Origin of the sequence: Nocardia barduliensis, from assembly GCF_013315795.1 — a bacterium.
In the GTDB taxonomy this organism is placed as follows: domain Bacteria; phylum Actinomycetota; class Actinomycetes; order Mycobacteriales; family Mycobacteriaceae; genus Nocardia; species Nocardia barduliensis.
In genome coordinates, this window is sequence record NZ_JABLTE010000062.1 from 1 (window position 1) to 22,224 (window position 22,224).

Annotated in this window: 21 protein-coding genes, 1 pseudogene and 1 riboswitch; of the genes and pseudogenes, 7 read left to right on the top strand and 15 right to left on the bottom strand. The window is 68.5% G+C overall.

The window, feature by feature from the left end; translation table 11 throughout:
* Positions 1–1,108, top strand: a 1,108-nt coding sequence (locus HOV91_RS24215; RefSeq protein WP_174187696.1) for a D-alanyl-D-alanine carboxypeptidase family protein, incomplete at its 5' end; no start/stop codon positions are given.
* A gap of 39 nt (positions 1,109–1,147) precedes the next feature.
* On the opposite strand, the gene yhjD is transcribed toward HOV91_RS24215, so the two are convergent.
* The 3 genes from yhjD to HOV91_RS24230 form a co-directional block, all read right to left on the bottom strand.
* On the bottom strand, positions 1,148–2,179 hold the full coding sequence (gene yhjD, locus HOV91_RS24220; RefSeq protein WP_174187731.1) for an inner membrane protein YhjD: 1,032 nt from the start codon (positions 2,177–2,179) through the stop codon (positions 1,148–1,150).
* Between the two features lie 68 nt (positions 2,180–2,247).
* Positions 2,248–3,279, bottom strand: a complete 1,032-nt coding sequence (gene trpS / locus HOV91_RS24225) for a tryptophan--tRNA ligase (RefSeq protein WP_174187697.1) — start codon at positions 3,277–3,279, stop codon at positions 2,248–2,250.
* A gap of 22 nt (positions 3,280–3,301) precedes the next feature.
* Positions 3,302–4,270 (bottom strand): oxygenase MpaB family protein, encoded by a 969-nt coding sequence (locus HOV91_RS24230; RefSeq protein ID WP_217441089.1) that lies wholly within the window; start codon positions 4,268–4,270, stop codon positions 3,302–3,304.
* Between the two features lie 63 nt (positions 4,271–4,333).
* Here HOV91_RS24230 and HOV91_RS24235 point away from each other — a divergent pair, with 63 nt between their 5' ends.
* Entirely contained in the window at positions 4,334–4,969 is a 636-nt protein-coding gene (locus tag HOV91_RS24235) for a TetR/AcrR family transcriptional regulator (protein ID WP_174187698.1), read from the top strand.
* A gap of 9 nt (positions 4,970–4,978) precedes the next feature.
* On the opposite strand, the gene HOV91_RS24240 is transcribed toward HOV91_RS24235, so the two are convergent.
* From HOV91_RS24240 to HOV91_RS24250, 3 genes are read right to left on the bottom strand one after another with little or no spacing between them, the layout of a single operon-like run.
* Positions 4,979–5,473 (bottom strand): barstar family protein, encoded by a 495-nt coding sequence (locus tag HOV91_RS24240; RefSeq protein WP_174187699.1) that lies wholly within the window; start codon positions 5,471–5,473, stop codon positions 4,979–4,981.
* A complete protein-coding gene (locus tag HOV91_RS24245; protein ID WP_174187700.1) occupies positions 5,473–5,955 on the bottom strand; it encodes a guanyl-specific ribonuclease in 483 nt (160 codons plus the stop codon). Before HOV91_RS24245 ends, HOV91_RS24240 begins: the two co-directional genes overlap by 1 nt.
* The gene (locus HOV91_RS24250; protein ID WP_438822688.1) at positions 5,952–6,710 is read right to left on the bottom strand and encodes an exodeoxyribonuclease III; all 759 of its coding nucleotides are present in this window, start codon (positions 6,708–6,710) and stop codon (positions 5,952–5,954) included. The genes HOV91_RS24245 and HOV91_RS24250 overlap by 4 nt, the downstream gene beginning before the upstream one ends.
* Positions 6,711–6,790: 80 nt before the next feature.
* Here HOV91_RS24250 and ephH point away from each other — a divergent pair, with 80 nt between their 5' ends.
* Positions 6,791–7,678 (top strand): epoxide hydrolase EphH, encoded by an 888-nt coding sequence (gene ephH, locus HOV91_RS24255; RefSeq protein ID WP_174187702.1) that lies wholly within the window; start codon positions 6,791–6,793, stop codon positions 7,676–7,678.
* Positions 7,679–8,409: 731 nt separating this feature from the next.
* Here the strand turns inward: ephH and HOV91_RS24260 are convergent.
* The 5 genes from HOV91_RS24260 to HOV91_RS24280 form a co-directional block, all read right to left on the bottom strand.
* Complete coding sequence (locus HOV91_RS24260) at positions 8,410–9,654, bottom strand: acyl-CoA dehydrogenase family protein (protein WP_174187703.1); 1,245 nt, start codon at positions 9,652–9,654, stop codon at positions 8,410–8,412.
* Positions 9,655–9,680: 26 nt separating this feature from the next.
* Complete coding sequence (locus HOV91_RS24265) at positions 9,681–10,556, bottom strand: SDR family oxidoreductase (RefSeq protein WP_174187704.1); 876 nt, start codon at positions 10,554–10,556, stop codon at positions 9,681–9,683.
* 75 nt (positions 10,557–10,631) lie between these two features.
* Positions 10,632–11,501, bottom strand: coding sequence for a MaoC/PaaZ C-terminal domain-containing protein (locus tag HOV91_RS24270; RefSeq protein WP_174187705.1), 870 nt, complete (start codon positions 11,499–11,501; stop codon positions 10,632–10,634).
* Positions 11,498–11,935 (bottom strand): type II toxin-antitoxin system Rv0910 family toxin, encoded by a 438-nt coding sequence (locus HOV91_RS24275; protein WP_174187706.1) that lies wholly within the window; start codon positions 11,933–11,935, stop codon positions 11,498–11,500. Before HOV91_RS24275 ends, HOV91_RS24270 begins: the two co-directional genes overlap by 4 nt.
* Before the next feature lie 43 nt (positions 11,936–11,978).
* Complete coding sequence (locus tag HOV91_RS24280) at positions 11,979–13,196, bottom strand: lipid-transfer protein (RefSeq protein ID WP_174187707.1); 1,218 nt, start codon at positions 13,194–13,196, stop codon at positions 11,979–11,981.
* A gap of 357 nt (positions 13,197–13,553) precedes the next feature.
* Between HOV91_RS24280 and HOV91_RS24285 the strand changes: the two genes are divergently transcribed.
* The gene (locus HOV91_RS24285) at positions 13,554–14,135 is read left to right on the top strand and encodes a TetR/AcrR family transcriptional regulator (protein ID WP_174187733.1); all 582 of its coding nucleotides are present in this window, start codon (positions 13,554–13,556) and stop codon (positions 14,133–14,135) included.
* Positions 14,136–14,207: 72 nt separating this feature from the next.
* Here HOV91_RS24285 and HOV91_RS24290 read toward each other — a convergent pair whose 3' ends face one another.
* From HOV91_RS24290 to HOV91_RS24305, 4 genes are all read right to left on the bottom strand, one after another.
* A complete protein-coding gene (locus HOV91_RS24290) occupies positions 14,208–15,032 on the bottom strand; it encodes a toxin glutamine deamidase domain-containing protein (protein ID WP_174187708.1) in 825 nt (274 codons plus the stop codon).
* 91 nt (positions 15,033–15,123) lie between these two features.
* Positions 15,124–16,296, bottom strand: a complete 1,173-nt coding sequence (locus tag HOV91_RS24295; RefSeq protein WP_174187734.1) for an MFS transporter — start codon at positions 16,294–16,296, stop codon at positions 15,124–15,126.
* A gap of 287 nt (positions 16,297–16,583) precedes the next feature.
* Positions 16,584–17,801 carry an NADP-dependent isocitrate dehydrogenase gene (locus tag HOV91_RS24300; protein ID WP_040864988.1) on the bottom strand — a complete coding sequence of 406 codons (1,218 nt, stop codon included), beginning with the start codon at positions 17,799–17,801 and terminating at the stop codon, positions 16,584–16,586.
* A gap of 371 nt (positions 17,802–18,172) precedes the next feature.
* Positions 18,173–19,672: an MFS transporter gene (locus tag HOV91_RS24305; RefSeq protein WP_174187709.1), complete on the bottom strand. Its 1,500-nt coding sequence runs from the start codon at positions 19,670–19,672 to the stop codon at positions 18,173–18,175.
* A 128-nt stretch (positions 19,673–19,800) separates the two neighbouring features.
* On the opposite strand from HOV91_RS24305, the gene HOV91_RS24310 reads away from it, so the two are divergent.
* The 3 genes and pseudogenes from HOV91_RS24310 to metX all read left to right on the top strand — a co-directional run bounded on the left by HOV91_RS24310 (position 19,801) and on the right by metX (position 22,219).
* Entirely contained in the window at positions 19,801–20,526 is a 726-nt protein-coding gene (locus HOV91_RS24310; protein WP_174187710.1) for a TetR/AcrR family transcriptional regulator, read from the top strand.
* Positions 20,527–20,552: 26 nt separating this feature from the next.
* A riboswitch (SAM riboswitch) is annotated at positions 20,553–20,663 on the top strand.
* 225 nt (positions 20,664–20,888) lie between these two features.
* Positions 20,889–21,065, top strand: a pseudogene (locus HOV91_RS24315) (O-acetyl-L-homoserine sulfhydrolase); the annotation flags it as partial.
* Positions 21,062–22,219, top strand: a complete 1,158-nt coding sequence (gene metX / locus HOV91_RS24320; RefSeq protein ID WP_174187711.1) for a homoserine O-acetyltransferase MetX — start codon at positions 21,062–21,064, stop codon at positions 22,217–22,219. The pseudogene HOV91_RS24315 and the gene metX, both read left to right, overlap by 4 nt.
* Positions 22,220–22,224 lie beyond the last annotated feature (5 nt).

Genomic DNA, 22,224 nt, shown 5'->3' on the forward strand with positions numbered 1-22,224 from the left:
ACCCACCCCGGCGCCGCTGCCGATCCCGTCCCCGCCGATCGGCGGAACCCGCCTCGGCGAATGCGGCGTCGTGCTCCCCCGATCCGCACCGCCCGCGCCGCAGGACATCTCGGCGACAGCCTGGCTGGTGGCGGATCTGGACACCGGCGAAGTGCTGGCGGCGAAGGACCCGCACGGGCGCTACCGGCCGGCCAGCACGATCAAAGTGCTGCTCGCCACGCTGGCGCTACGAACGCTGAACCTGGACAAGGTGGTCATCGGCACGCAGGCCGACGCCAACGTCGACGGCACCCGGGTCGGCATCGGACCAGGCGGCCGCTACACGAACCGGCAGCTGATGCAGGCGCTGATCATGGCCTCGGGCAACGACGCGGCGCACGCCATCGCCGCGCAGCTCGGCGGCGACGACGCGACCGTCGCGAAGATGAACGAGTTGGCGAGATCCTTGCGCGCCATGGACACTCGCGCGGCCACCCCCTCCGGCCTGGACGGCCCCGGCATGAGCACCTCGGCCTACGACCTCGCCGTGCTGTTCCGCGAAGCCATGACCATCCCGCTGTTCGCCGAACTGATCCACACCGAGCAAGTCGACTTCCCCGGCTACCCCGCCGACCCGGCCGTCCCGGGTGACGCCGACCGCCCCGGCTACCCGATCGGCAACGACAACCAGCTGCTCTACAACTACACCGGCGCCCTCGGCGGTAAGACCGGCTTCACCGACGACGCGCGTCAGACCTTCGTCGCCGCCGCCCAGCGCGACGGCCGCAGGCTCGCCGTCACCCTGTTGCAAGCCGAGGTGCGACCGCTCCGCCCCTGGGAACAGGCCGCCCGGCTGCTCGACTACGGATTCGCGCTGCCCCGCAGCGCCTCGATCGGCAACCTGCCCGGCGCGGTGGTGCCCCAGCGTGAGCAGAGTTCGGTCGTCCTGGCCGCGCCTCCGGCGCCGGGAGCGGGCCTGGCCGCGCCGTCGGCGCCGGGAAGCGACCCGTCCGCCATGCCCGCCGCCGAAGATCGTGGGAGCAGCGCCAGGACCGTGGCGATCGTCGGCGGCGTCCTGCTGACCGTCGCGCTGCTGCTCGCAGCACGGCGAGCCAATCGGAGACGCTGATCGATCCGGCACCCGAACGAACGCGCACCGCCGGACCGGTCACCGACGTCCGGGCAATCGGCGCAACCCGGAAAGAGCAAGGGCCGCAAGCGCACCCGCGCCGAAGTAGGCAGCCCCGACACCCACCGATATGTCGCGTGCGCTGACCCGCGGCGCGATCACAGCGGGACCGGGCACCGGAATCTCGGCCTCCGGCTCGTTCTCCGCGGCGGTGGCGGCCCAGGCGGTGGCGAACAAGACGATCCGGTAGGTGACGTAGCTGAACACCATCAGGCCGATGATCGAGCCGAAGGTGGCCCCGGCCGGGCTGCTCAGCACCGATCGCAGGTAGATCGACGCGACGATCTTGAACACCTCGAACACCACCGCGGCCAAGGCGGCCGCCTTGGCCGCGCTGGCCAGTGTCACCGGTTCCCGGGGCAACCGGGCGATGACCCAGGCGAACACCGCCCAGGAGGCGAGGAACCCGAGCAACGTCGACAACAGCCACAGCAGCACGCCCGCACCGGGCGCGTCGCCGAGGCCGAGGCTGTCGAGCAGCCGGGTACCGAGGGTGCTCGAGGCCAGCGCCGACAACCCCAGCGACACTCCGAAGGCGAGACCGAGACCGACCAGCGCCCCCAGATCGGACACCTTGGTCCTCAGCCAATTACCGTCCGGACTCTTCTGCTCCCATTGCTCGGTGAGCGCGGCTCGCAGGTTGGCCATCCAGCCCAGCCCGCTGTAGACGCCGGTGACCAGACCCAGCACACCGACCGTCCGCCGCGACTGGACTGCCTGATCGACCAGGTCGTTCAGCTGGGTGCCGAACGAGCCGGGAATGTTCTCCACGATCTTGGCCCGCAATTCCTCGAGCAGCTCCGGATTGCTGGACAAGACCACGCCCGCGACCGCGAAAGCGATCATCAGCAGCGGAAACAGGGACAGCACAGTGAAATACGTGATGCCCGCCGCGTAGTAGTCGCCCCGTTGCCGCTGATAGCGCCCCACCGCGCGGACCAGATGGTCCAGCCACGGCTGCGCCTGGATCCGGCGTTCGATCCCGGCCTTGACATTGTCGATCACCTGCACCATTCGCCCCTTCGACCAAGAGACCTCACACGACACCTGATGGGCCGCGCGATGGCGAGGTAGCCGTTTCAGCGGCTCAGCAAACCGACCCGGTCGTAAACCTGTGCGAGGGTGTTGCCGGCGATCTCGCGCGCACGCTCGGCTCCGGCGGCGAGGATGCGGTCGAGTTCGCCTTGATCAGACATGTACTCTTGCACCTTCGCCTGCAGCGGCGTGACAAATTCGACCAGCGCGTCGGCCACGTCGGCTTTCAGCTCGCCGTAACCTTTACCCTCGAAATCCTTCTCCAAGGTGACGATCGGCGCACCGGTCAGCGAACTCAGGATCACCAGCAGGTTGCTGACGCCCGGCTTCTGCTCCGGGTCGTAGCGGATCTCCCGTTCGGTATCGGTGACCGCGGACTTCACCTTCTTCGCGGTGACCTTCGGGTCGTCGAGCAGGTTGATCAGGCCCGCGTCGGTGGAAGCCGACTTGCTCATCTTGGCGGTCGGGTCCTGCAGGTCGTAGATCTTCGCCGTGCCCTTGACGATATGGGCCTCCGGCACCACGAACGTCTTCTTGAACCGGGTGTTGAAGCGCTGGGCCAGGTTTCGGGTCAGCTCCAGGTGCTGGCGCTGGTCTTCGCCGACCGGGACCTGATGGGCGCGGTAGAGCAGGATGTCCGCGGCCATCAGCACCGGGTAGGTGAACAGGCCGACGGTCGCGTTCTCCGCGCCCTGCTTCACCGACTTGTCCTTGAACTGGGTCATCCGGCCGGCCTCACCGAATCCGGTGATGCAGCTGAGCACCCAGGCCAGCTCGGCGTGCTCGGGCACCTGGCTCTGCACGAACAGGGTGGACTTCTTCGGGTCGATGCCCAGCGCGAGCAGCTGGGCGGCGGCGGCCTTGGTGCGCGCCTTCAGCTCCTTCGGGTCCTGCGGCACCGTGATCGCGTGCAGATTCGGGATGAAATACAGCGCGTCGTAGTCGTCCTGCATGGTCACCCAGTACTGCAGCGCGCCAAGATAGTTCCCTAAGTGAAACGAGGAGCTGGTCGGCTGGATCCCGGACAGGACCCGCTGTTTGCGTTCGGCGGCCGGGCTGGGCGCAGGACTGGACATGCTTCCGATTTTCGCACGCGGCTCAAGCGGAATTTCGCTGCACCCAGTTGCGCGGGTGCACGCCGGGCATGCTCGGCCGTCCGCCGCTGACCAGTTCGTGTTCGCGCTTGGACAGCAGTCTGTAGACCGGCGCGCTGGGTCCGGCGAGGCTACCGCGCAGCACCGGGGGTACCAGCGGAAACGATACGTGCGCGGTGCGCACCGCCCGGGACAACGCCTGGTAGGCGACCTCGTCGGCCACACCCCAGCGGATCCCGTACATGGTGCGGATCCGCCGCGGCAGGCTGCCCTGCACCAGCAGGTAGAACGCGGAGGTGACCTGCTGGAGCGGCACGCCCTGCGGATAGGGGACGCGCTGCCCGGCCAGGTAGGAGCCGACCAGCCGCGCCTCGTCGGTGAGGAACAACTCGTCGGAGGCCAGGTAGCCGTCGAAGAACGCGCGGAACTCGCGGTAGCTGCCCGGCGCCGCGTCCACCGGCATGCCGAACAGCTCGCCCCAGCGCACGTAGTCCTGGTAGAGCCCCTCGCGCTCGCCGTCGGTCATGGTGCGCACCAGCAGGTCGTACATCACCTCGGCCGAGTCGAAGGTGAAGGCCATCGTCATGAACATCAGGTGCGGATCGTGCGCGGCGTACCCGGTGCCCGCCGGGTGGTGGGCTCCGGCGTCCTCGGGCAGCGCGCCACGCACCTTGACATGACGCTTCCTGGTGAACGCCAGCGCGCGGTCGGCCTCGGCCTTGCTGCCGAGGAACACCGCCTCGAACAGCCGCCCGGTCAGCGCGAGCCGGGTGTAGGGCGTCGTCCGGTGCTCGGTGTTCTCCGCGGTGCCGACGTACAGCAGCGGGTGCACCGCGCCGATCACCAGGGCGCGCAGGCCGTAGGTCAGGCCCACCGCACGCTTGCTCATCACCCGCCGAACCATCGAGTGGTCACTGAAATAGCCGGGCTCGGACACCGCCGCCTCCTCGTCGAGATCATCTGGCAATAGCATCCACCAGAATCGATCATTCTGGCAATACCCTCTGCCAGAATTGGCGTCTGTAAGAATCGAACCGTGGCTGCGCAACGGACGTATGGAGGCATCTCCGCCGAGGAGCGCCGGGCGCAGCGGCGTACGGCCCTGCTGGAGGCGGCGCTGGAGATCATCGGCACCGAGGGATTGTCGAAGCTGACGGTGTCGGGACTGTGCGGGCAGGCCGGGCTCAACGAGCGGTACTACTACGAGAACTTCGACAGCCGCGACGCCGTGCTCACCGCCCTGCTCGACGGGATCGCCGCGGAACTCGCGGCGGCCATTCTCGCGGCCGTGGGCACCGCCCCGCCGGACACGCGCGCGACCGCGCACGCCGCGATCACCGCGGGCGTGCACCTGCTCACCGACGACCCGCGCAAGGCGAAGGTCGCCCTGATCGCGGCCATGGCGACGCCCGAGCTGCGCGCGCGCACCACCGAGACGGTGCGCGCGTTCGCGCGGATGGTGGCCGCGGAAGGCAGGGACTTCTACCGGATGCCCGACGCGCCCCCGGACCCGGCGATCGACTTCCGCGCCCTGTACCTGGTGGGCGGGCTCGTGCAGACACTGACCGCGTGGCTCCAGGGCGATCTGCACCTCACCCGGGACGAACTGATCGAGCACACGGTGGACGTGTTCGTGCTGCTCGGCGAGGACCTGGCGGACAAATTGCGGTGACGGCCCCGGTCACAGCCGCAGGGACACGTCCTCCAGATCGGGCGCTTCGCCCTGCAGGACCACGCGGAACAGCACGTTGCGCCGTGACCAGTAGGTCGCGCAATCCCGCATGGCCTCGGCGAACCAGTCACGCTCGATCGGCTCCTCGGCGAGCAACTCGGCCGAGTCGCGCACGACCGCAACGTATCCGGCCCCTTCGCCGATGAAATCGTCCAGGTCGCGCAGGCACTCGTCGAAGGCGTCCTTGTTCGCCCCGAAGTAGTACGGGAACTGGAACGCCGCGGCGAACTCGTCGAACAGGCCTGCGGTGGTGAGCATCTTCGTGCCGCGCACCTCGCGCACCAGGTAGCCGGAGGGCGCCTTGTCGCGCACCCCGCTGAACTCGGCCGCGTCGACCGCGAGGGCGCCGAAGGTGACCCGCGGCGGGGCCAGTTCGGCGCTGGGCGGCGCGTCGTCCGCGTCGGGACGGGCAAGGAACTGCGACAGCGTGACGGTCTTTGTCATCAGCGCATCCTCGTGAAGGTCTTATAATGGTCGCCGGTGTACCACGCCGTGCCGTCGCTGCCGGTGACGATGCGTTCGGCGTCGCGGGACCGGCCGGGCTGCTTGGGATTGACGTCCCACTCCTGATAGGTGATCGGCTTCCCGGAGCCGTCATAGGCGGGCAGGTCGCCACCACGGTTCATCCATCGCTCGCCCCCCTTGGTGCCCGGAGCGTTCGCCGAGCCCGGCCAGCGGCCCGCATCGATCTCCCGCAATGTGGCGTACGCGCGCTCCGGAACGCCCACGGCTTGCGTGACCGGCGACGCGGTATCACCGCCACGCGGTGCGGTGGCAGTGCTCGCCGCGACGGTGGTCGCGCGGCTCGCCGGGGCGGACGTGGTGGCATCGCCACCCTCGTACAGGGCGAGCACCGCGGCGATCAACACCAGAGCGACCGCGCCGACCAGGCCGACTACGCGCTTGACCCACGGCGACCGGTTCATCGGTACTGCACCGTGACGGGCGCGTGGTCCGACCAGCGCTGGTCATAGGTCGCGGCACGCTCCACCACCGCCTCTTTCGCGCGAGCGGCCAGTTCCCCGCGCACCAACTGATAGTCGATGCGCCAGCCGCTGTCGTTGTCGAACGCGCGACCTCGATAGGACCACCAGCTGTACGGGCCGTCGACCCCGGGGTGCAGGCTGCGCACCACGTCCACGTACCCGGCGGCGAGCAGTTCGTCGATCCACGCGCGCTCCTGCGGCAGGAACCCGGCCGACTTCAGGTTGCCCTTCCAGTTCTTCAGGTCACGCTCGGTGTGCGCGATGTTCCAGTCCCCGGCCACCACGAAATCTCCCGTACGCGCGGTGAGGTAGGCGCCGAGTTCGGCCATGAACCGATACTTCTCGTCCTGGCGCACGGTGCCCGCGTCACCGGAGTGCACGTAGACGCTCGCGACGGTGACATCGTCGAAGTCGGCCTCGAGGTAGCGTCCCGCGGACGCGAACTCGAGACTGCCGAAACCGATTCGCACGGCGTTCGGCCTCCGCCGGGACAGGATGCCGACACCGGCGCGGCCCTTGGACTCCGGCTCGGCATGCGACAGCTGCCATCCCGCATCGAGCGCGGGCGCGAGCGCGGCCCTGACCTGCTCGTCGGTGGCGCGGGTCTCCTGCACGCAGACGACGTCGGCCTCGGTGACCGCGAGCCAGGCCAGCAACCCCTTCCCCGCGGCCGCGCGGACACCGTTCACGTTCACTGTCGAGATATACGGCACCCCACGACCGTACAATGCTGTTCTGATGAAGTCCCCCGGACACTGCCGTCCAGGAAGGGGTGATGACGATGTCGTCTGACGCCTCCCAGTCCTCCGCCGCCGCGCGCGGCTCCACCCGGGCCGACCGGCCCCAGCCGATCAAGGCATTGCACCTCGGTTCCGGCGACCCTTTGCTGCTGCTGCACGGCTTCATGCTGTCGCCGCACTGCTGGGAGCAGACCGCGGCGCGACTGTCGACGCACTGCGAAGTGTTCGCGCCCGCGTTCGCGGGTCACTGGGGCGGCGCACCCACCGACGGCCGCTCGGTCGACGTGTACTCACTCGCCGACCGGATCTGCGACCAGCTCGACGAACTGGGCTGGCGCACCTGCCATATCGCGGGCAACTCGCTCGGCGGCCTGGTCGGTGTCGAACTGGCCCGCCGCGGTCGAGCCCGCACCCTCACGCTGATCGCGCCCGCGGGCGGCTGGCACGCGCCCTCGCTGATCCAATGGCGGATCAACCTGAAATTCCTGTCCCTGGTACCGCTCGTCGAAATCGGCAAGCGGCTCGGCGGATTCGCGATCGGCAACCCGCTCGCCCGGCGCGTCGCCCTGCTCGCGCTGAGCAAGCACGCCTCCGCGGTATCCCGGCGCGACGCCACCGCGGCCCTGACGGCCGCACTGAACTGCTCGGCGATGCTCCCGATGATCCTCAGCGCCCTACGCGCCGCGGAACAGGAAGACCTGTCCACCCTGCGGACGCCGGTCCGGCTGCTGCTGGCGGAGCACGACCGGGTCATCCCCAACCGCGTCTACGCACGCCGCTACCTGAAAGAACTGCCCGAATCCGCCGACCGCATCCTGGTCAACGGCGTCGGGCACGTGCCGATGCTGGAAGCGCCCGACCGCATCGCCACCCTCATCGCCGAACACGTCTACGCCAGCCGCACGCGGTTGCGGGCTGTGTAGTTTTTCCAGCGCCTTCGGCGCGGGGTGTTCGCGGCCCCCTTGTGGCTCACGTCCGAGCGACCACCGCTGGCGACTTCGTCGCAGACGCGGCGGCCACTCGGACGCGAGCCGGGCCGCGAACCGCGCATGCTCGATCTCGCTTCGCTCGAAAGACGTAGTTGCGGTGCGCTGGGCACGTAGACGAGAAACCGCAACAACTCGGGGTACGCGAACTGTATTTTTGGCCGCGACTTCGTCGCGGCGTGTTCGCGGCCCCCCTATGGCTCACGTCCGAGCGACCACCGCTGGCGACTTCGTCGCAGACGCGGCGGCCACTCGAACGCGAGCCGGGCCGCGAACCGCGCATGCTCGATCTCGCTTCGCTCGAAAGACGTAGTTGCGGTGCGCTGGGCACGTAGACGAGAAACCGCAACACCTCGGAGTACGCGAACTGTGTGATTCGGCCGCGACTTCGTCGCGGCATGTTCGCGGCCCCCATGTGGCTCGCGCCCGAGCGACCACCGCTGGCGACTTCGTCGCAGACGCGGCGGCCACTCGAACGCGAGCCGGGCCGCGAACCGCGCATGCTCGATCTCGCTTCGCTCGAAAGACGTAGTTGGGGTGCGCTGGGCGCGTAGACGAGAAACCGCGACACCGAGGGGGCGCGGTGCCGCTGTTGAAGTTCGGCGGTGGCTCCGCACCGTGTGTTCGAGGCACCCTCAGGGCTGGGTCTGGACGCTGCCCGGCTCGGATTACTGCGCGAGTAATCCTTTGGCGATGTGGGTCACTTGGATCTCGTTGCTGCCCGCGTAGATCATGAGGGACTTGGCGTCGCGTGCGAGTTGTTCCACGCGGTACTCGGTCATATAGCCGTTGCCGCCGAAGAGCTGGACCGCCTCCATCGCGACCTCGGTGGCCGCCTCGGAGGCGTACAGCTTCATCGCGGACGCCTCGGCGAGGGTCGGCGGTTTGCCCGCTCGGCCTCGTTCCAGCGTGTTGAAGACCATGTTCCGCACGTTGATCCGGGCGATCTCCATCTTCGCCAGCTTCAGCTGGACCAGCTGGAAGCGCCCGATCTCCTGGCCCCAGAGCTTGCGGCTCTTGGCGTACTCCACGCACAGCCGGTGACATTCGTCGATGATGCCCAGCGCCATGAAGGCCACGCCGATGCGCTCGGCGGTGAAGCTGGAACGGGCGCTCTCCCGGCCGTCGCCGCCGCGGTGCTCCTCGGTCTCGCCGAGCAGCCGGTCCCGGCCGACGCGCACGTTGTCGAAGAACAGCTCACCGGTCGGTGATGAGTGCAGGCCCATCTTCTTGAACGGCTTGCCCTGGGTCAGGCCGGGCATGCCCTTGTCCAGCACGAAGGTGAGCACCTTGCGTTCGCGCTTGTCGCCGCCCGCGCCTTCGTCCAGCTTCGCGTAGACGATCATCACGTCGGCGTAGGGGCCGTTGGTGATGAAGGTCTTCTGACCGTTGAGCAGGTAGTCCTCACCGTCGCGCTTGACGTAGGTCTTCATGCCGCCGAAGGCGTCGGAACCGGAGTCCGGTTCGGTGATCGCCCAGGACGCGACCTTTCGCATGGTGACGATGTCCTCGAGCCAGCGCTGTTTCTGCGCCAGCGTGCCCCGCGACATGATCGTGGTGGCGCCGAGGCCGATGCTCACCCCCATCGCGGTGACCAGACCCATGCACACCCCCGACAGCTCACCGATGAGCACCGCCATCAGTGATTCCTGTCCGGCGAACGGGCTGGAGCCGGACGCCTTCCGCTCCGGCTTCGGCTCCCCCGCCTCCCGCGCCGCCTCCTTGGCCAGCATCTTCTGCACGGCCTCGCCGCCCATCACGTCGATGCCGAACTGACTGAACAGCTTACGGATGACGGGATACGGCGGCAGTTCACCGCTGTCCAGGGCGTCGAGGTTGGGGCGGACTTCCTTGTCGATGAACGCCCGGACGGCGTCGCGGATCATCACATCGGTCTCGGACCATTCGAACATCGTCGTTCTCCTTACGTTCCCCGAGATCAGGGCAGCCGGGCGGCGATGTCGTCGATCAGCCAGGGACCCTCGGTCTCGATGGTCTTCACATCGTGCCAACCGGCCAGCTCGGAGATCGCGCCGCCCTGCACCGCGAACACTTTGCCGGTGATCGGGCAGGATTCGGCGGCCAGGTAGGCGACCAGCGGCGCGATATTGGCCGGGGCGAAGGCGTCGAACTCGCCCTCGGATGCCTCCGCCTCGGCCGCCAGCATCTCGCCCATGCCGGGGGTGGCCAGGGTGAGGCGGGTGCGCGCGATCGGCGCGATAGCGTTCACCCGCACGCCGTAGCGCGCCAGTTCGTCGGCGGCCACCAGCGTCAGCGCGGCGATGCCCGCCTTGGCCGCGCCGTAATTGGCCTGGCCCGGGTTGGGCAGCGTGGTGCCCGACGCCGAAGCGGTGTTGATCACCGCGGCCTTGGGCCGGTCACCCGCTTTGGACCGCTGCTTCCAGTACGCCGCGGCGTGGTGCAGCACCGCCGCGTGCCCCTTGAGGTGCACGGCGATCACCGCGTCCCACTGCGCCTCGTCCATGCCCGCGATGAACGCGTCGCGCAGGATGCCCGCGTTGTTCACCACCACGTCCAGGCCGCCGAACTCGGTGACCGCCTGTTCGACGAGCTTCTGCGCACCGTCCCAGGTCGCGACGTCGTCGGTGTTGGCTACCGCCGTGCCGCCCGCGGCGGCGATCTCGCGCACCACCTCCTGGGCAGGACCGGAATCGGCCCCTTCCCCCGCATTGCTGCCGCCGAGATCGTTGACGACCACCGCGGCGCCCTCCTTCGCGAACAGCAGTGCGTGCTCGCGGCCGATGCCGCGGCCCGCGCCGGTGATGACGGCGACCCGTCCGGCCAGTGCGCCCATGTTGTCTCCTGAAGTCCCGCCGAATCCGGCGATGAGGGGGAAGGTGCGGCGGAATCCCGCTCCGCCGCACCGGGATCAGTCGGCGATCTCCGCCAGTCCGTCACTGAGCACCACGTCGTCGCCGCGCACGGTTTCGAAGGCATAGCGGGTGACGCCGTCGGCCGAGCCGGCCTGCCAGATGCGGGTCTCCAGGTCGTCGCCGGGGAACACCAGCTTGGCGAAGCGCACCGCGAACCGCCGCATCCGGTGCACATCCGAGGCCGCGACCTCGGTGAGCACCGCCCAGGACGCGAACGCCATGGTGCACAGCCCGTGCGCGATGATGCCGGGCAGGCCGGCGTCCTTGGCGACCTGCTCGTCCAAGTGCAGCGGCACCGGATCGCCGGAAGCCGGTGCGTAGCGGAAGGTCTGGTCGTGGTCGACGTGTTGCGCCACCACCGCGACCGGCTCCCGCTCGCGCAGTCGTTCGTCGAACTTGTGCGCCGGAGCGGCCGCGCCGACCGTCCTGCCCGCGTCGATGTTGCGGAAGAACGCGGTCAGATACTGGTCGTTGACCGGCTCGCCCGCCTCGGTGCGACATTCGATGCGGATGGTGATGGTCGTCCCGTTGGAGCGGCTGGTGTAGCCGATCGCCTTGGCCCGCGACACCAGCCGGTCACCGGGCCGGATCGCGCGATGGAAGTGGAAGTCCTGCTCCCCGTGCACCACCCGGCCGAAGATGTCCATCGGGGCGACATCGATGACGGGCATCATCATGGCCTCGAAAACCGGGACGATGGCGAAGACCGGCCCGGCCACCGTCCCGGCCAGATGCGCCGGGATCGGATCGTTCGTCGCGGCGGCGTACTCCGCGACGCGCTCGGCGGTGACCTCGAAACGCTCCTCGTCGGACCAGGTCTCCAGGCCGCTGTCGTCGAACTCGACCACACGCGCCGCGGTGCTCATGCCGCTGCGGCCAAGGTGTCGAGCTGTTCGAGGGATCGGTCCAGCTGCTTGATGCCGTCCTTCTCCACGGCTTTGCCGAGCGCGCCCTTGATCAAGGCGCCTTCGAAGTCGCCGGACACCAGGATGGTGCTTCCCGCGCCGTTGGGCCGGATGTCGAAGGTGAACTCGGTCTTCACTCCGGCCATGCCGGTGCCGCCGAGGGTCAGCCGGTGCGGCGCGTCCACCGAGACGATGGTCCACTCCAGCTTGTTCGCCATGCCGAGCATGACGATCTTGGCGACCAGCTTGGCGCCCTCGCTCAGCACGGCGGGCGGCTCCTCCATGAAGCGCTCGTGGATGGTGAACCACTTGTCCCAGGTCTGCGGGTCGGAGACGACCGCCCACAGCGCCTCCGGAGTCGCGTTGACGTCCTTGGTGGATTCGATGTGTCCCATGTATTGCACTCCTCGTCGAGTTCGTCCGCGGACCGGCCGCGGTTCAGCGGTCGGCGCGCTGGTAGGCGGTGACGACGGCCGCGCCGCCGAGGCCGATGTTGTGTTGCAGGGCGGCGGTGACGCCGTCCACTTGACGCTTGTCCGCGGCGCCGCGCAGCTGCCAGGTCAGCTCCGAGCACTGCGCGAGACCCGTCGCCCCGAGCGGGTGTCCCTTGGAGATGAGGCCGCCGGAGGGGTTCACCACCCACTTGCCGCCATAGGTGGTCAGACCGTCGTCGACCAGCTGCCCGCCTTCGCCCTCGCCACACAGCCCGAGCGCTTCGTAGAGCAGCAATTCGTTGGCCGAGAAGCAGTCGTGCAGCTCGATCACCTGGAAGTCGTCCGGACCGAGCCCCGCCTGCTCGTAGACCTTCCGCGCCGCCTGAACGTTCATGTCGTAGCCGATCAGGTTCTTGGCGGTCCGGTCGAACGTCGAGGCGAAGTCGGTGGTCATCGCCTGGCCCACGATCTCCACCGCCTGCCCGGCGAGGTCGTGCGCGTCGACGAAAGCCTCGCTCGCCAGGATCACCGCGCCGGAGCCGTCGGAGGTCGGCGAGCACTGCAGTTTGGTGAGCGGGTCGTAGATCATCCGCGAGCCGAGGATGTCCTCGAGGGTGTACTCGTCCTGGAACTGCGAATACGGGTTGTTCACCGAGTGCTTGTGGTTCTTGTAGCCGATCTTGGCGAAATGCTCGGCGGTGGTGCCGTACTGCTTCATGTGCTCGCGTCCCGCGGCGCCGAACATCCACGGCGCCACCGGGAAGAGCACCTCGGAGATCTCGGCCAGCGCCATGACGTGCTTGGCCATGGGCTGCTCGCGGTCGTCCCAGGTGGAGCCGAGCGAGCCGGGTTGCATCTTCTCGAAGCCGAGCGCCAGCGTGCATTCGGCCAGCCCGCCCCGGATCGCCTGCGCCGCGAGGTACAGCGCCGTCGAGCCGGTGGAGCAGTTGTTGTTCACGTTGACCACCGGAATACCGGTCAGGCCGAGTTCGTAGACGGCCCGCTGACCGGAGGTGGATTCGCCGTAGACGTAGCCGACGTAGGCCTGCTCGACCAGGTCGTAGGCGATGCCCGCGTCCGCGAGCGCCTTCGTACCCGATTCCCTTGCCATGTCCGGGTAGTCCCAGGCGCGGGTGGTGCCGTCGGCTTCCTCGACGCGGCGGCGGCCCGGCTTCTCGAACTTCGTCATGCCGACACCGACGACGTAGACCTTGTTCGCCATCGAACTCCTCAGGTTGTGCGTGCACCGCGCGTGCGGCCGCCCGGAACGAGCTGAAACAAACATACAAACTTGTATGTAAGTGAGCAAGGGGTCTGCCCGGAAGAAATAGGATCATGCCGGTAACCAGGCGATTACTTTCTGCCTGCTACATACAATGAGACACGCATGTGTTTCGATAACCCACGAAAGAGGCGGCGACCGCCGGGGCCGCGGAACCGGCCACGTCCGTCCGCCACCTGGACAGCTCCACTCGACAGACGGAACATACAGCGCTGTATGTAAGTGTAAGATCGACCGGTGGCCAGGAGCGTAGTCGTGAAGCAGCAGCGCCGGACCCAAGAGCAGCGCAGCACCGAGATGCGCACCCGCCTGCTGGACGCGACGGTGGAGTGTCTGGTCGAGTACGGATACGCGGGAACCACGACGCCCCGGGTAGCCGAGCGTGCCGGGGTGACGCGCGGGGCCCAAGTGCATCATTTCGGCTCGAAGACCGATCTGGTGGTCGCCGCGATCAGCCATCTGGCGCAGTTGCGCGCCGAGAGCGCCATGCGGGAGATGTCCCGGGTCGAAACCGGTGACGATCCGGTGGCGGCAGCCCTGGAATTCCTCTGGGACCTGCACCAGGGTCCGCTGTTCATCGCGACGGTCGAGCTGTGGGTGGCGGGGCGGACCGATCCGGTGCTGGCCGCGGCGATGGAGAAGGTCGAACCGTTCGTCAACAACGCCGTATTGCTGGCGGTCGCCCGTTTCGTGCCCGACGACGTGCGCCGCAAGGAGGCGCGCGACTTCATCTACACGGCCATGGACGCGCTGCGCGGCATCCTGATCTCCAATTTCATCGACCCGGATGCCGAACGGGCGCGGCGCCGTTGGCGGCGTGCCTCGGCACACCTGCACGAACTCGCCGGGCGCGCTCTGGTCGGCCGATCCGCCGAGTAGTCTTCGCCCGGCACGTCCGCCCGGCCCCGGTGCTCGAGCGGGTGAGCCCGTGATCCGACCGCCCCAATGGCGTCAGGCGCGGTTGTCGCGCATCGGGAACACGACGTAGTAATCGCCGTCGGGGACGATGTTCTCCTCTGTCACCGTGCCGGTCTGACCGTCGAGGTAGTAGATCTCCCCCTCGATATTGGCGACGTTGTAGTGATGCCCGAAGGCGTCGGAGTACCGGTTCCCCGACATGATCGCGTTCTGCCCGCGCCGGTACAGGTTCTCGGAGATCGCTTCGTGGATCTCGCGGTGGCTGTCACCCTGGAAACGTTCCGTCGCGGGCTCGATGAACTTCTGGGCGCCGCTCGGCCCGGCGACGGCGGGTCGCCCGGCCAAGATGTCGCGCACCGCCCAGGAGCACTCCATACAATTGCCCGCCGTCCGCGACCTGGTGGGGTTGACCAGCAGCAGCAGCTCCCGCACCTCGGCGAGGGTCGGGGGCCGGTCACCGATGCGGGACATGATCGTGGCCTGGGCCGCGTAAGCACGCCGCATGGCCTCCACCTCGACCGGTGTCGGCTGGTGCGCGTTGCGGATCAACCGGGACACCCCGGCGGGGCGTATCTCGGCGAGCGGCACAGCGACCGGGTCACCGGATCGCACGGCCGCGGGTGTCGAATCGAAGACGGTTCCCGCGATCGGTGCCGCATTGTCACGATCGGCCCGATCGAGCTCTTCCGCCCCCATGCGGAAGGCCTTGCCCTCCGCCCGGTAGAACTGATCCAGTGCCTCGCCTGCGGTGCGACGCCCGTGGGAGGCGTCCTCCGAGGTTCCGAGCAGTCCCTTCAGCATCCGGCATACCTCGTCCATGGCCGCCAACAGCGGACCCTTCATCTCGGCTTCGGCCAACCGTGGGAACTCATACCGCCACGGTGCAACGGGCGGCTTACGGGCGCCTTACCGTTCCCTTGTCACCGGCGCAGTTCACCGGCTGAGGGCGCTACTGCAGCACCTGCACTCGGTCGCTCGCTACCTGCGCCGGACCTTTCCGCGCGGTCCGAACCGTCACGACGAACAACAACACGCCGGTCGCGGCCAAGCCCGCGCCGACCGCAGCCGGGGCCGTGTAACCGAGGCCCGCGGCGATGACCAGTCCGCCCAGCCAGGCGCCCGCGGCGTTGGCGATGTTCAAGGCGGCGTGGTTGAGGGCGGCGGCGAGGGTCTGGGCATCGGCCGCGACGTCCATCAGCCGGGTTTGCAGGCCGGGCGCCAGCGCGGCACCGGAAGCGCCGACGAGCAACGCGCCGATGGCCGCGGTGTAGGGGTTGTGGGCGGCGGCGACGAATCCGCCGAGGATGACGACCATCGCGATCATCGCGACGAAGACGGCGCGGTCCACGCCGCGATCGGCGAGCACGCCGCCTGCGATGTTGCCGATCACCATGCCCACGCCGAACAGCATCAGCACCAACGGCACCGCCCAGGGCCGCAGTCCCGCGACGTCGGTGAGCGTGGTCGCGATGTAGGTGTATACGGCGAACATCCCGCCGAATCCGATGGCCCCGACCAGCAGCGTCGACAGCACCTGGGGACGGCGCAGCGCGCCGAGTTCGGTCATCGGATCGGTCATCGTCACGCCGGTGAGTTCCGGGACGAAGCGCAGCAGCGCGGCGACGGTGGCCACCCCGATCAGCGCGACCACCACGAACGCGTCCCGCCAGCCGAGATGCTGACCGAGCCAGGTAGCCGCGGGAACGCCGACGACATTGGCGGCGCTCAAGCCCAGCATAACCGCGGCAACCGCCTTGGCCCGCTGCCCTACCGGTGCGAGTGTGGCGGCGGCCAGCGAGGCGACGCCGAAGTAGGCGCCGTGCGGCAATCCCGAGACGAATCGGGCCGCGACCAGCGTCTGGAACGAGGGCGCCAGCACGGTCGCCGCATTACCCAGCGTGAACGCCACCATGAGCGCGACGAGCAGCCGCTTGCGCGCCACCCGCGCGCTCAGCGCGGCGATCAGGGGCGCGCCGATCACCACCCCCAGCGCGTAGGCCGACACCGCGTGCCCCGCGGTCGGCTCGGAGACACCGACGGCCGAAGCGATGTCCGGCAGCAATCCCATGGTCACGAATTCGGTGGTGCCGATCCCGAATCCGCCGAGGGCGAGAGCCAGCATGGCGGGCACGTGCCAATCGGTTCGCTCGGGCGGCGCGGGAGTACTCGTGGTCACGGGGCTGGTCACGTGTTCATGTAACCGTCCGCGGCCGGTATTCGCTTCCCGGGCCGACGTGAGTTCGCCCACCGCGCCGCGAACGAATGACGCAGGTCAACCCCGCATTTCACGCAAACAGTCCGGGCACCCGTTCCACCGAGGGTGGGGCGGGTGCCCGATGATGTCGGCCCGGCGCTGGGTGAGCACCCAGCGCCGGAGTCGGCCGAGCGACGCCGCTCGGCCCCGCGAACTCAGCGCAGTGCGCGAGCCAGGTTGGCGTCCAGCGCGCCGAGGAACTCCTCGGTGCTCAGGTAACCCTGGTCCCCGCCGACGAGCAGCGCGAGGTCCTTGGTCATCTGGCCGCCCTCGACGGTCTTGATGACGACGTCTTCGAGGGTCTGCGCGAAGCCGATGACCTCAGGGGTGTTGTCCAGCTTGCCGCGGTGCTCGAGGCCCCGGGTCCAGGCGAAGATCGACGCGATCGGGTTGGTCGAGGTCGGCTTGCCCTGCTGGTGCTGGCGGTAGTGCCGGGTGACGGTGCCGTGGGCGGCCTCCGCCTCACAGGTCTGGCCGTCCGGGGTGAGCAGCACCGACGTCATCAGGCCGAGCGAACCGAAGCCCTGGGCCACGGTGTCGGACTGCACGTCGCCGTCGTAGTTCTTGCACGCCCAGACGTAGCCGCCCTCCCACTTCATGGAGGAGGCGACCATGTCGTCGATCAGGCGGTGCTCGTAGGTCAGGCCCGCGGCGTCGAACTGGCTCTTGAACTCGGCGTCGAAGATGTCCTGGAAGGTGTCCTTGAACATGCCGTCGTAGGCCTTCAGGATGGTGTTCTTCGTCGACATGTACACCGGATAGTTCTGCTGCAGGCCGTAGTTGAACGAGGCCCGCGCGAAATCCTCGATCGACTTGCGGAAGTTGTACATGCCCATGACGACGCCGCCGTCCTCGGGCATCTTCACGACCTCGTGCACGATCGGCTCGCTGCCGTCGTCCGGGGTGAAGGTCAAGGTGACGGTGCCGCCCTGGAAGACCTTGAAGTCGGTGGCGCGGTACTGGTCACCGAAAGCGTGACGGCCGATGATGATCGGCTTGGTCCAGCCGGGAACCAGCCGGGGAACGTTCGAGATGATGATCGGGGCGCGGAAGATGGTGCCACCCAGGATGTTGCGGATGGTGCCGTTGGGCGAACGCCACATCTTCTTGAGGCCGAATTCCTTGACCCGCGCCTCGTCCGGGGTGATGGTGGCGCACTTCACGCCGACGCCGTGCCGCTTGATGGCCTCGGCGGCGTCGACGGTGACCTGGTCGTCTGTCTTGTCTCGGTATTCGATGCCGAGGTCGTAGTACTCCAGATTCACGTCGAGATACGGATGGATCAGCTTGTCCTTGATGAACTGCCAGATGATCCGGGTCATCTCGTCGCCGTCGAGTTCTACGACGGTGCCTTCAACCTTGATCTTGGACATGGATCTTCGTGTCCTCCTAGGATGGTGCCCTCATTGCACGGCCAGGCGAACACGCTTGTGAGCGGACCCCAGCTGTTCCAACAGACAACGTATATGTCTCGCGTTGTCGGCGAGACGTGTGGTGCAAACAAGACAAGCGTACTGCTGCCCAAGTCCTCACCGCACGGGCAGCCCCCGGAGTGAGCCGGACTCCTTTGTTACCGATTGGTAGGTCAGCGGCGTTTTCCAGCACCGCGGCGGGCTCCCGCGCGACCGCCGTCGTCGCCATGATCCGCTTTCCCTCCGGGCTCGGCAACCATCGCGGCAACTACTCCGCAAACGACCGGGTCCGCGCGACGCCGTGACGCCGCGCGGACCTCGCCGCCGGTGGATCAGACCGCGACCGGAACCCGCGCCCCTTCCTCGGAGCCTTCGATCAGGTTCTGCGGCCGGTCCCTGATCATCAGCGCGATGATCGGGACGGCCGCGAGGAAGAACCCGGCGCCGACGTAGAAGGCCACGTCGTAGCTGTGGATCGCGGCGCGCGCGGCCAGGTCGTCGAGGCCGGGGTTGGCCCGCGCGAAGCTCTCGGCGACCTGCACCGAGATGGTGGTCAGCAGCGCCGTCCCGACCGCGCCTCCGACCTGCTGCGCCGCATTCAGCAGCGCGGACGCGACACCCGAGTCCGCTTCCTCCACTTGGTGCAGCGCGACCGTCTGCATCCCGACGAACAGCGGACCCATGCCGAGCGCGATGAGCACCTGGGCGGGCAGCACCCCGGCGACGAAGCTGTCGCCATAGCCGAGCTGCGCCAGCAGGACCAAGCCGACGACACCCAGCACGGCGCCGGCCACCATCAGCGGGCGGGGGCCGAGCTTCGGCAGCAGGGCGCTGGTGACGCCCGCCGAGATCGCGATGCCCGCCGGGAAGGGCAGGAACGCGAAGCCCGCCTTCAGCGCGGAGTAGCCCAGCGTGATCTGGAAGTAGAAGCTCAGGAACAGGAACATCGCGAACATCGCGATCGGGATGAGCAGTGCCGCGAGGAACGCCCCGCCCCGGTTGATCTCGCCCGGGATGTGCAGCGGCAGCAGCGGGTTGGACGACCGCCGTTCGATCACGACGAAGGCGGCGAGCAGGACCGGTCCGGCGATCAGCAGCGCCAGGGTGCCGCCGGCCAGCCAGCCGTCCTCGGCGGCGCGGCTGAAGCCGTACACGATGGCGATCAGGCCCAGCGTCACGGTGACGGCACCGGGCACGTCGTATCCCCCGACCCGCGGCGCCGGGACGTCCTTCACCACCCAGGCCAGCGCTCCGAGCAGCGCGAGCAGTGCGATCGGCGTATTGACCAGCAGGCACCAGCGCCACGACGCGTACTCGGTGAGCGCGCCGCCCGCGATCAGGCCGAGCGCCGCGCCGCCCGCGGAGATACCCGCGAATACACCGAAGGCGGTGGCCCGCTCACCGGGCTCGGTGAACGTCACCGACAGCAGCGACAGCGCGGCGGGCGCGAGGAGCGCGGCGAACGCGCCCTGTAGCGCCCGTCCGGCGAACATCTCCGCACCGTTCTGGGCGAGACCGGCAAGCGCCGAAGCCCCCGCGAAGCCGATCAGGCCGATGATGAAGATCCGGCGGCGGCCCAGGTAGTCGGCCATCCGGCCACCCAACAGCAGCAGGCCGCCGAAAATCAGCGTGTAGGCGGTCAGCATCCATTGCCGGTTGCCGTCGCTGATGTCGAGATCACGCTGCGCGAATGGCAGCGAGATGGTCACGATGGTGGCGTCCAGAACCACCATGAGCTGGGCCAATGCGATCACTGCCAGCGCGAGCCAGCGCGCTGAGCCCCCCGTCTTGCGCGGTGTGTGCACCGCTGTCCCCGTGTCCGTCACGGTCATCTCCTCGTCCCTCGATGAACTCGAGCCATCCTGACATCGAGCGACATTTGTCGTCAAGCGAAAAATGTCGCAATCCGACATTTGACTGTTAAGGACAGAAAAACGGGAGGTTGCGTTACCATCGGGACATGCTCGAGTCATCGGCGCCGACGGGCGCGAGCGCCGCCGCAGCCGCGAGCGCCCCCGGCCTGCGCGAACGCAAGAAGCAGCAGACGAGGTCGCGCATCATCGCGGCGGCCCTCGACCTGTGCGACAGCCAAGGCTTCGAAGCGACCACCATCGAGCAGATCGCCCACGTAGCGGACGTCTCGCCGCGCACGATCAACCGCTATTTCGACAGCAAAGAGGACATCGTCCTTGCGCCGACCCAGGACTTCGGGCGCACCGTGGCCGAGACCCTGCGCGGGCTGCCGCGCACCGGCAACGAACTCGCCGCGCTCAGGGAGGCCTTCCTGCGCGTGGTCGACCAAGCCGCCGAGGCGGGCGAGGCCGACCCGCTGTCGTTCCGGCAGTTCCAGCAGATCCAGCGGATACTGCGCAGTAGTCCGTCGGTCAGCGCGCGCGGTCTGGAACATGCCGACGACAAGAACGCGGCCATCGCCGCCGCGGTCGCCGAGCGCCTTGGCACCGAACCGGACGCTCGCGCGGTGCGGCTCATCGTCGGCACCTGGCAGCTGATCGGCCACCTCGGTATGGAGTGCTCGGACGCTTCGTTCCTGGACGAGGACATGGCCGTCGCGGCCCGGGCGGGGCGCGCGGCCTTCACCGAGACCTACGACGAATTCGTGCGCACCTGCTGCGTCACGCCGACGTCCCCCGATGCGGTGGGTGCGCGGGAGGATTTCGAACGCTGACGGCGCGCCGGTTATGATGCCGGGCAGGTCATGAGTACCAGCGCCAAGCCCCGGCTCGCTGGTCGGCAACCCTCCATCCGCGGTGGGGTGCTCCGGGTGATGACCTGGCTCCCGAAAGCCGGGAGCAAGCGCGTAACAGGAGGTCGCCGGGATGTGTTGTTGGACACACCGCTAACCCTGCTGTACCGGCGTACACCTTCTTGGGAGCAACCATGAGTGAATCCATCGCGCGCGGGGTCGAGCACGACCCGGCGCAGTGGTCCTACGGGACCGAGCGGATCCGCGCGGGCCGCACCCCGCACGGGGCCACCGCCGCGCCTGCTTCGCCGATCCACCGGCCCGCTCAGGACGGAGCAGCCCCGTACCGCCGCATGGCTAACATCGGCAGGATGCGTTCCCTCGTGATTCACCCCGCGTCGACGACGCATTCGCGGCTCACACCCGAGGAACGGCTCGCCGCCGGACCGGCCCGGCTCGCGGTCGGCATCCCGAACATTCCGGCCGACCCGCGCACCGGTTTCGCGGCGGCGACGACGTGACCGTGAGTACCGAACGGAGCGCCCGGACTTCCGCCGCCGCGCTGCCGCCCCCGGACGGGCAACTGGGCGTCATCGCCATCGGCGACGTGCGGCTGGAGAACGGAGCGGTCATCCCGGACGTGCACTTGGCGGTGCAGCGGTGGGGTGAGCTCTCCCCCGAACTGGACAACGTCGTGCTGGTCGAACACGCGCTGACCGGCGATTCGCACGTCGTCGGCAAGCCCGACGACGTGCACGATATGCCCGGCTGGTGGGACGGCATGGTCGGTCCCGGCGCGCCACTGGACACCGACGAATGGTGTGTGATCGCGACGAACGTGCTCGGCGGCTGTAAGGGCAGCACCGGGCCGTCCACGCCCGCTCCGGACGGGCAGCTTTGGGGAGCACGGTTTCCCGAGATCTCCATCCGCGACCAGGTGACCGCGGAAGCCGCTCTGCTCGACCTGCTCGGCATCGAGCGGCTCGCCGCCGTGGTGGGCGGTTCGATGGGCGGCATGCGGGTGCTGGAGTGGATGGTCGGCGCACCGGAGCGGGTCGCCGCCGCGCTGGTGCTCGCGGTCGGCGCCCGCGCCACCGCCGATCAGATCGGCACCCAGACCACCCAGATCGCGGCGATCAAGAGCGATCCGGATTGGCAGGGCGGCGAGTATCACGGCACCGGCCGCGCCCCGATGACGGGCATGGCCCTGGCTCGGCGGATCGCGCACCTGACCTACCGCACCGAGTTCGAGCTGGACCACCGGTTCGAGAACAAGCCACAGGACGACGAGGACCCGTGGCACGGCGGCCGGTACGCGGTGCAGAGCTACCTGGACCACCAGGCCGAGAAGCTGTGCAAGCGTTTCGATCCCGCCACCTATGTGTTGCTGACCGAGGCGATGAACCGCCACGACGTCGGCCGAGGTCGCGGCGGCATCGAGGCGGCGCTCGCGGCGACGCCGGTGCCCTGCGTGGTCGGCGGCGTCGACTCCGACCGCCTGTACCCGCTGCGCACCCAGCAGGAACTCGCCGATCTGCTACCCGGCTGCGACGGACTGGAGATCGTGCACTCCCGCGACGGGCACGACGGGTTCCTCACCGAGGCGGCGGCGGTGTCGAAGCTGCTCACCGAGACGATGCGACTAGCCAGGGACGGCGTGCGGCCCGAACGCTGATCGAG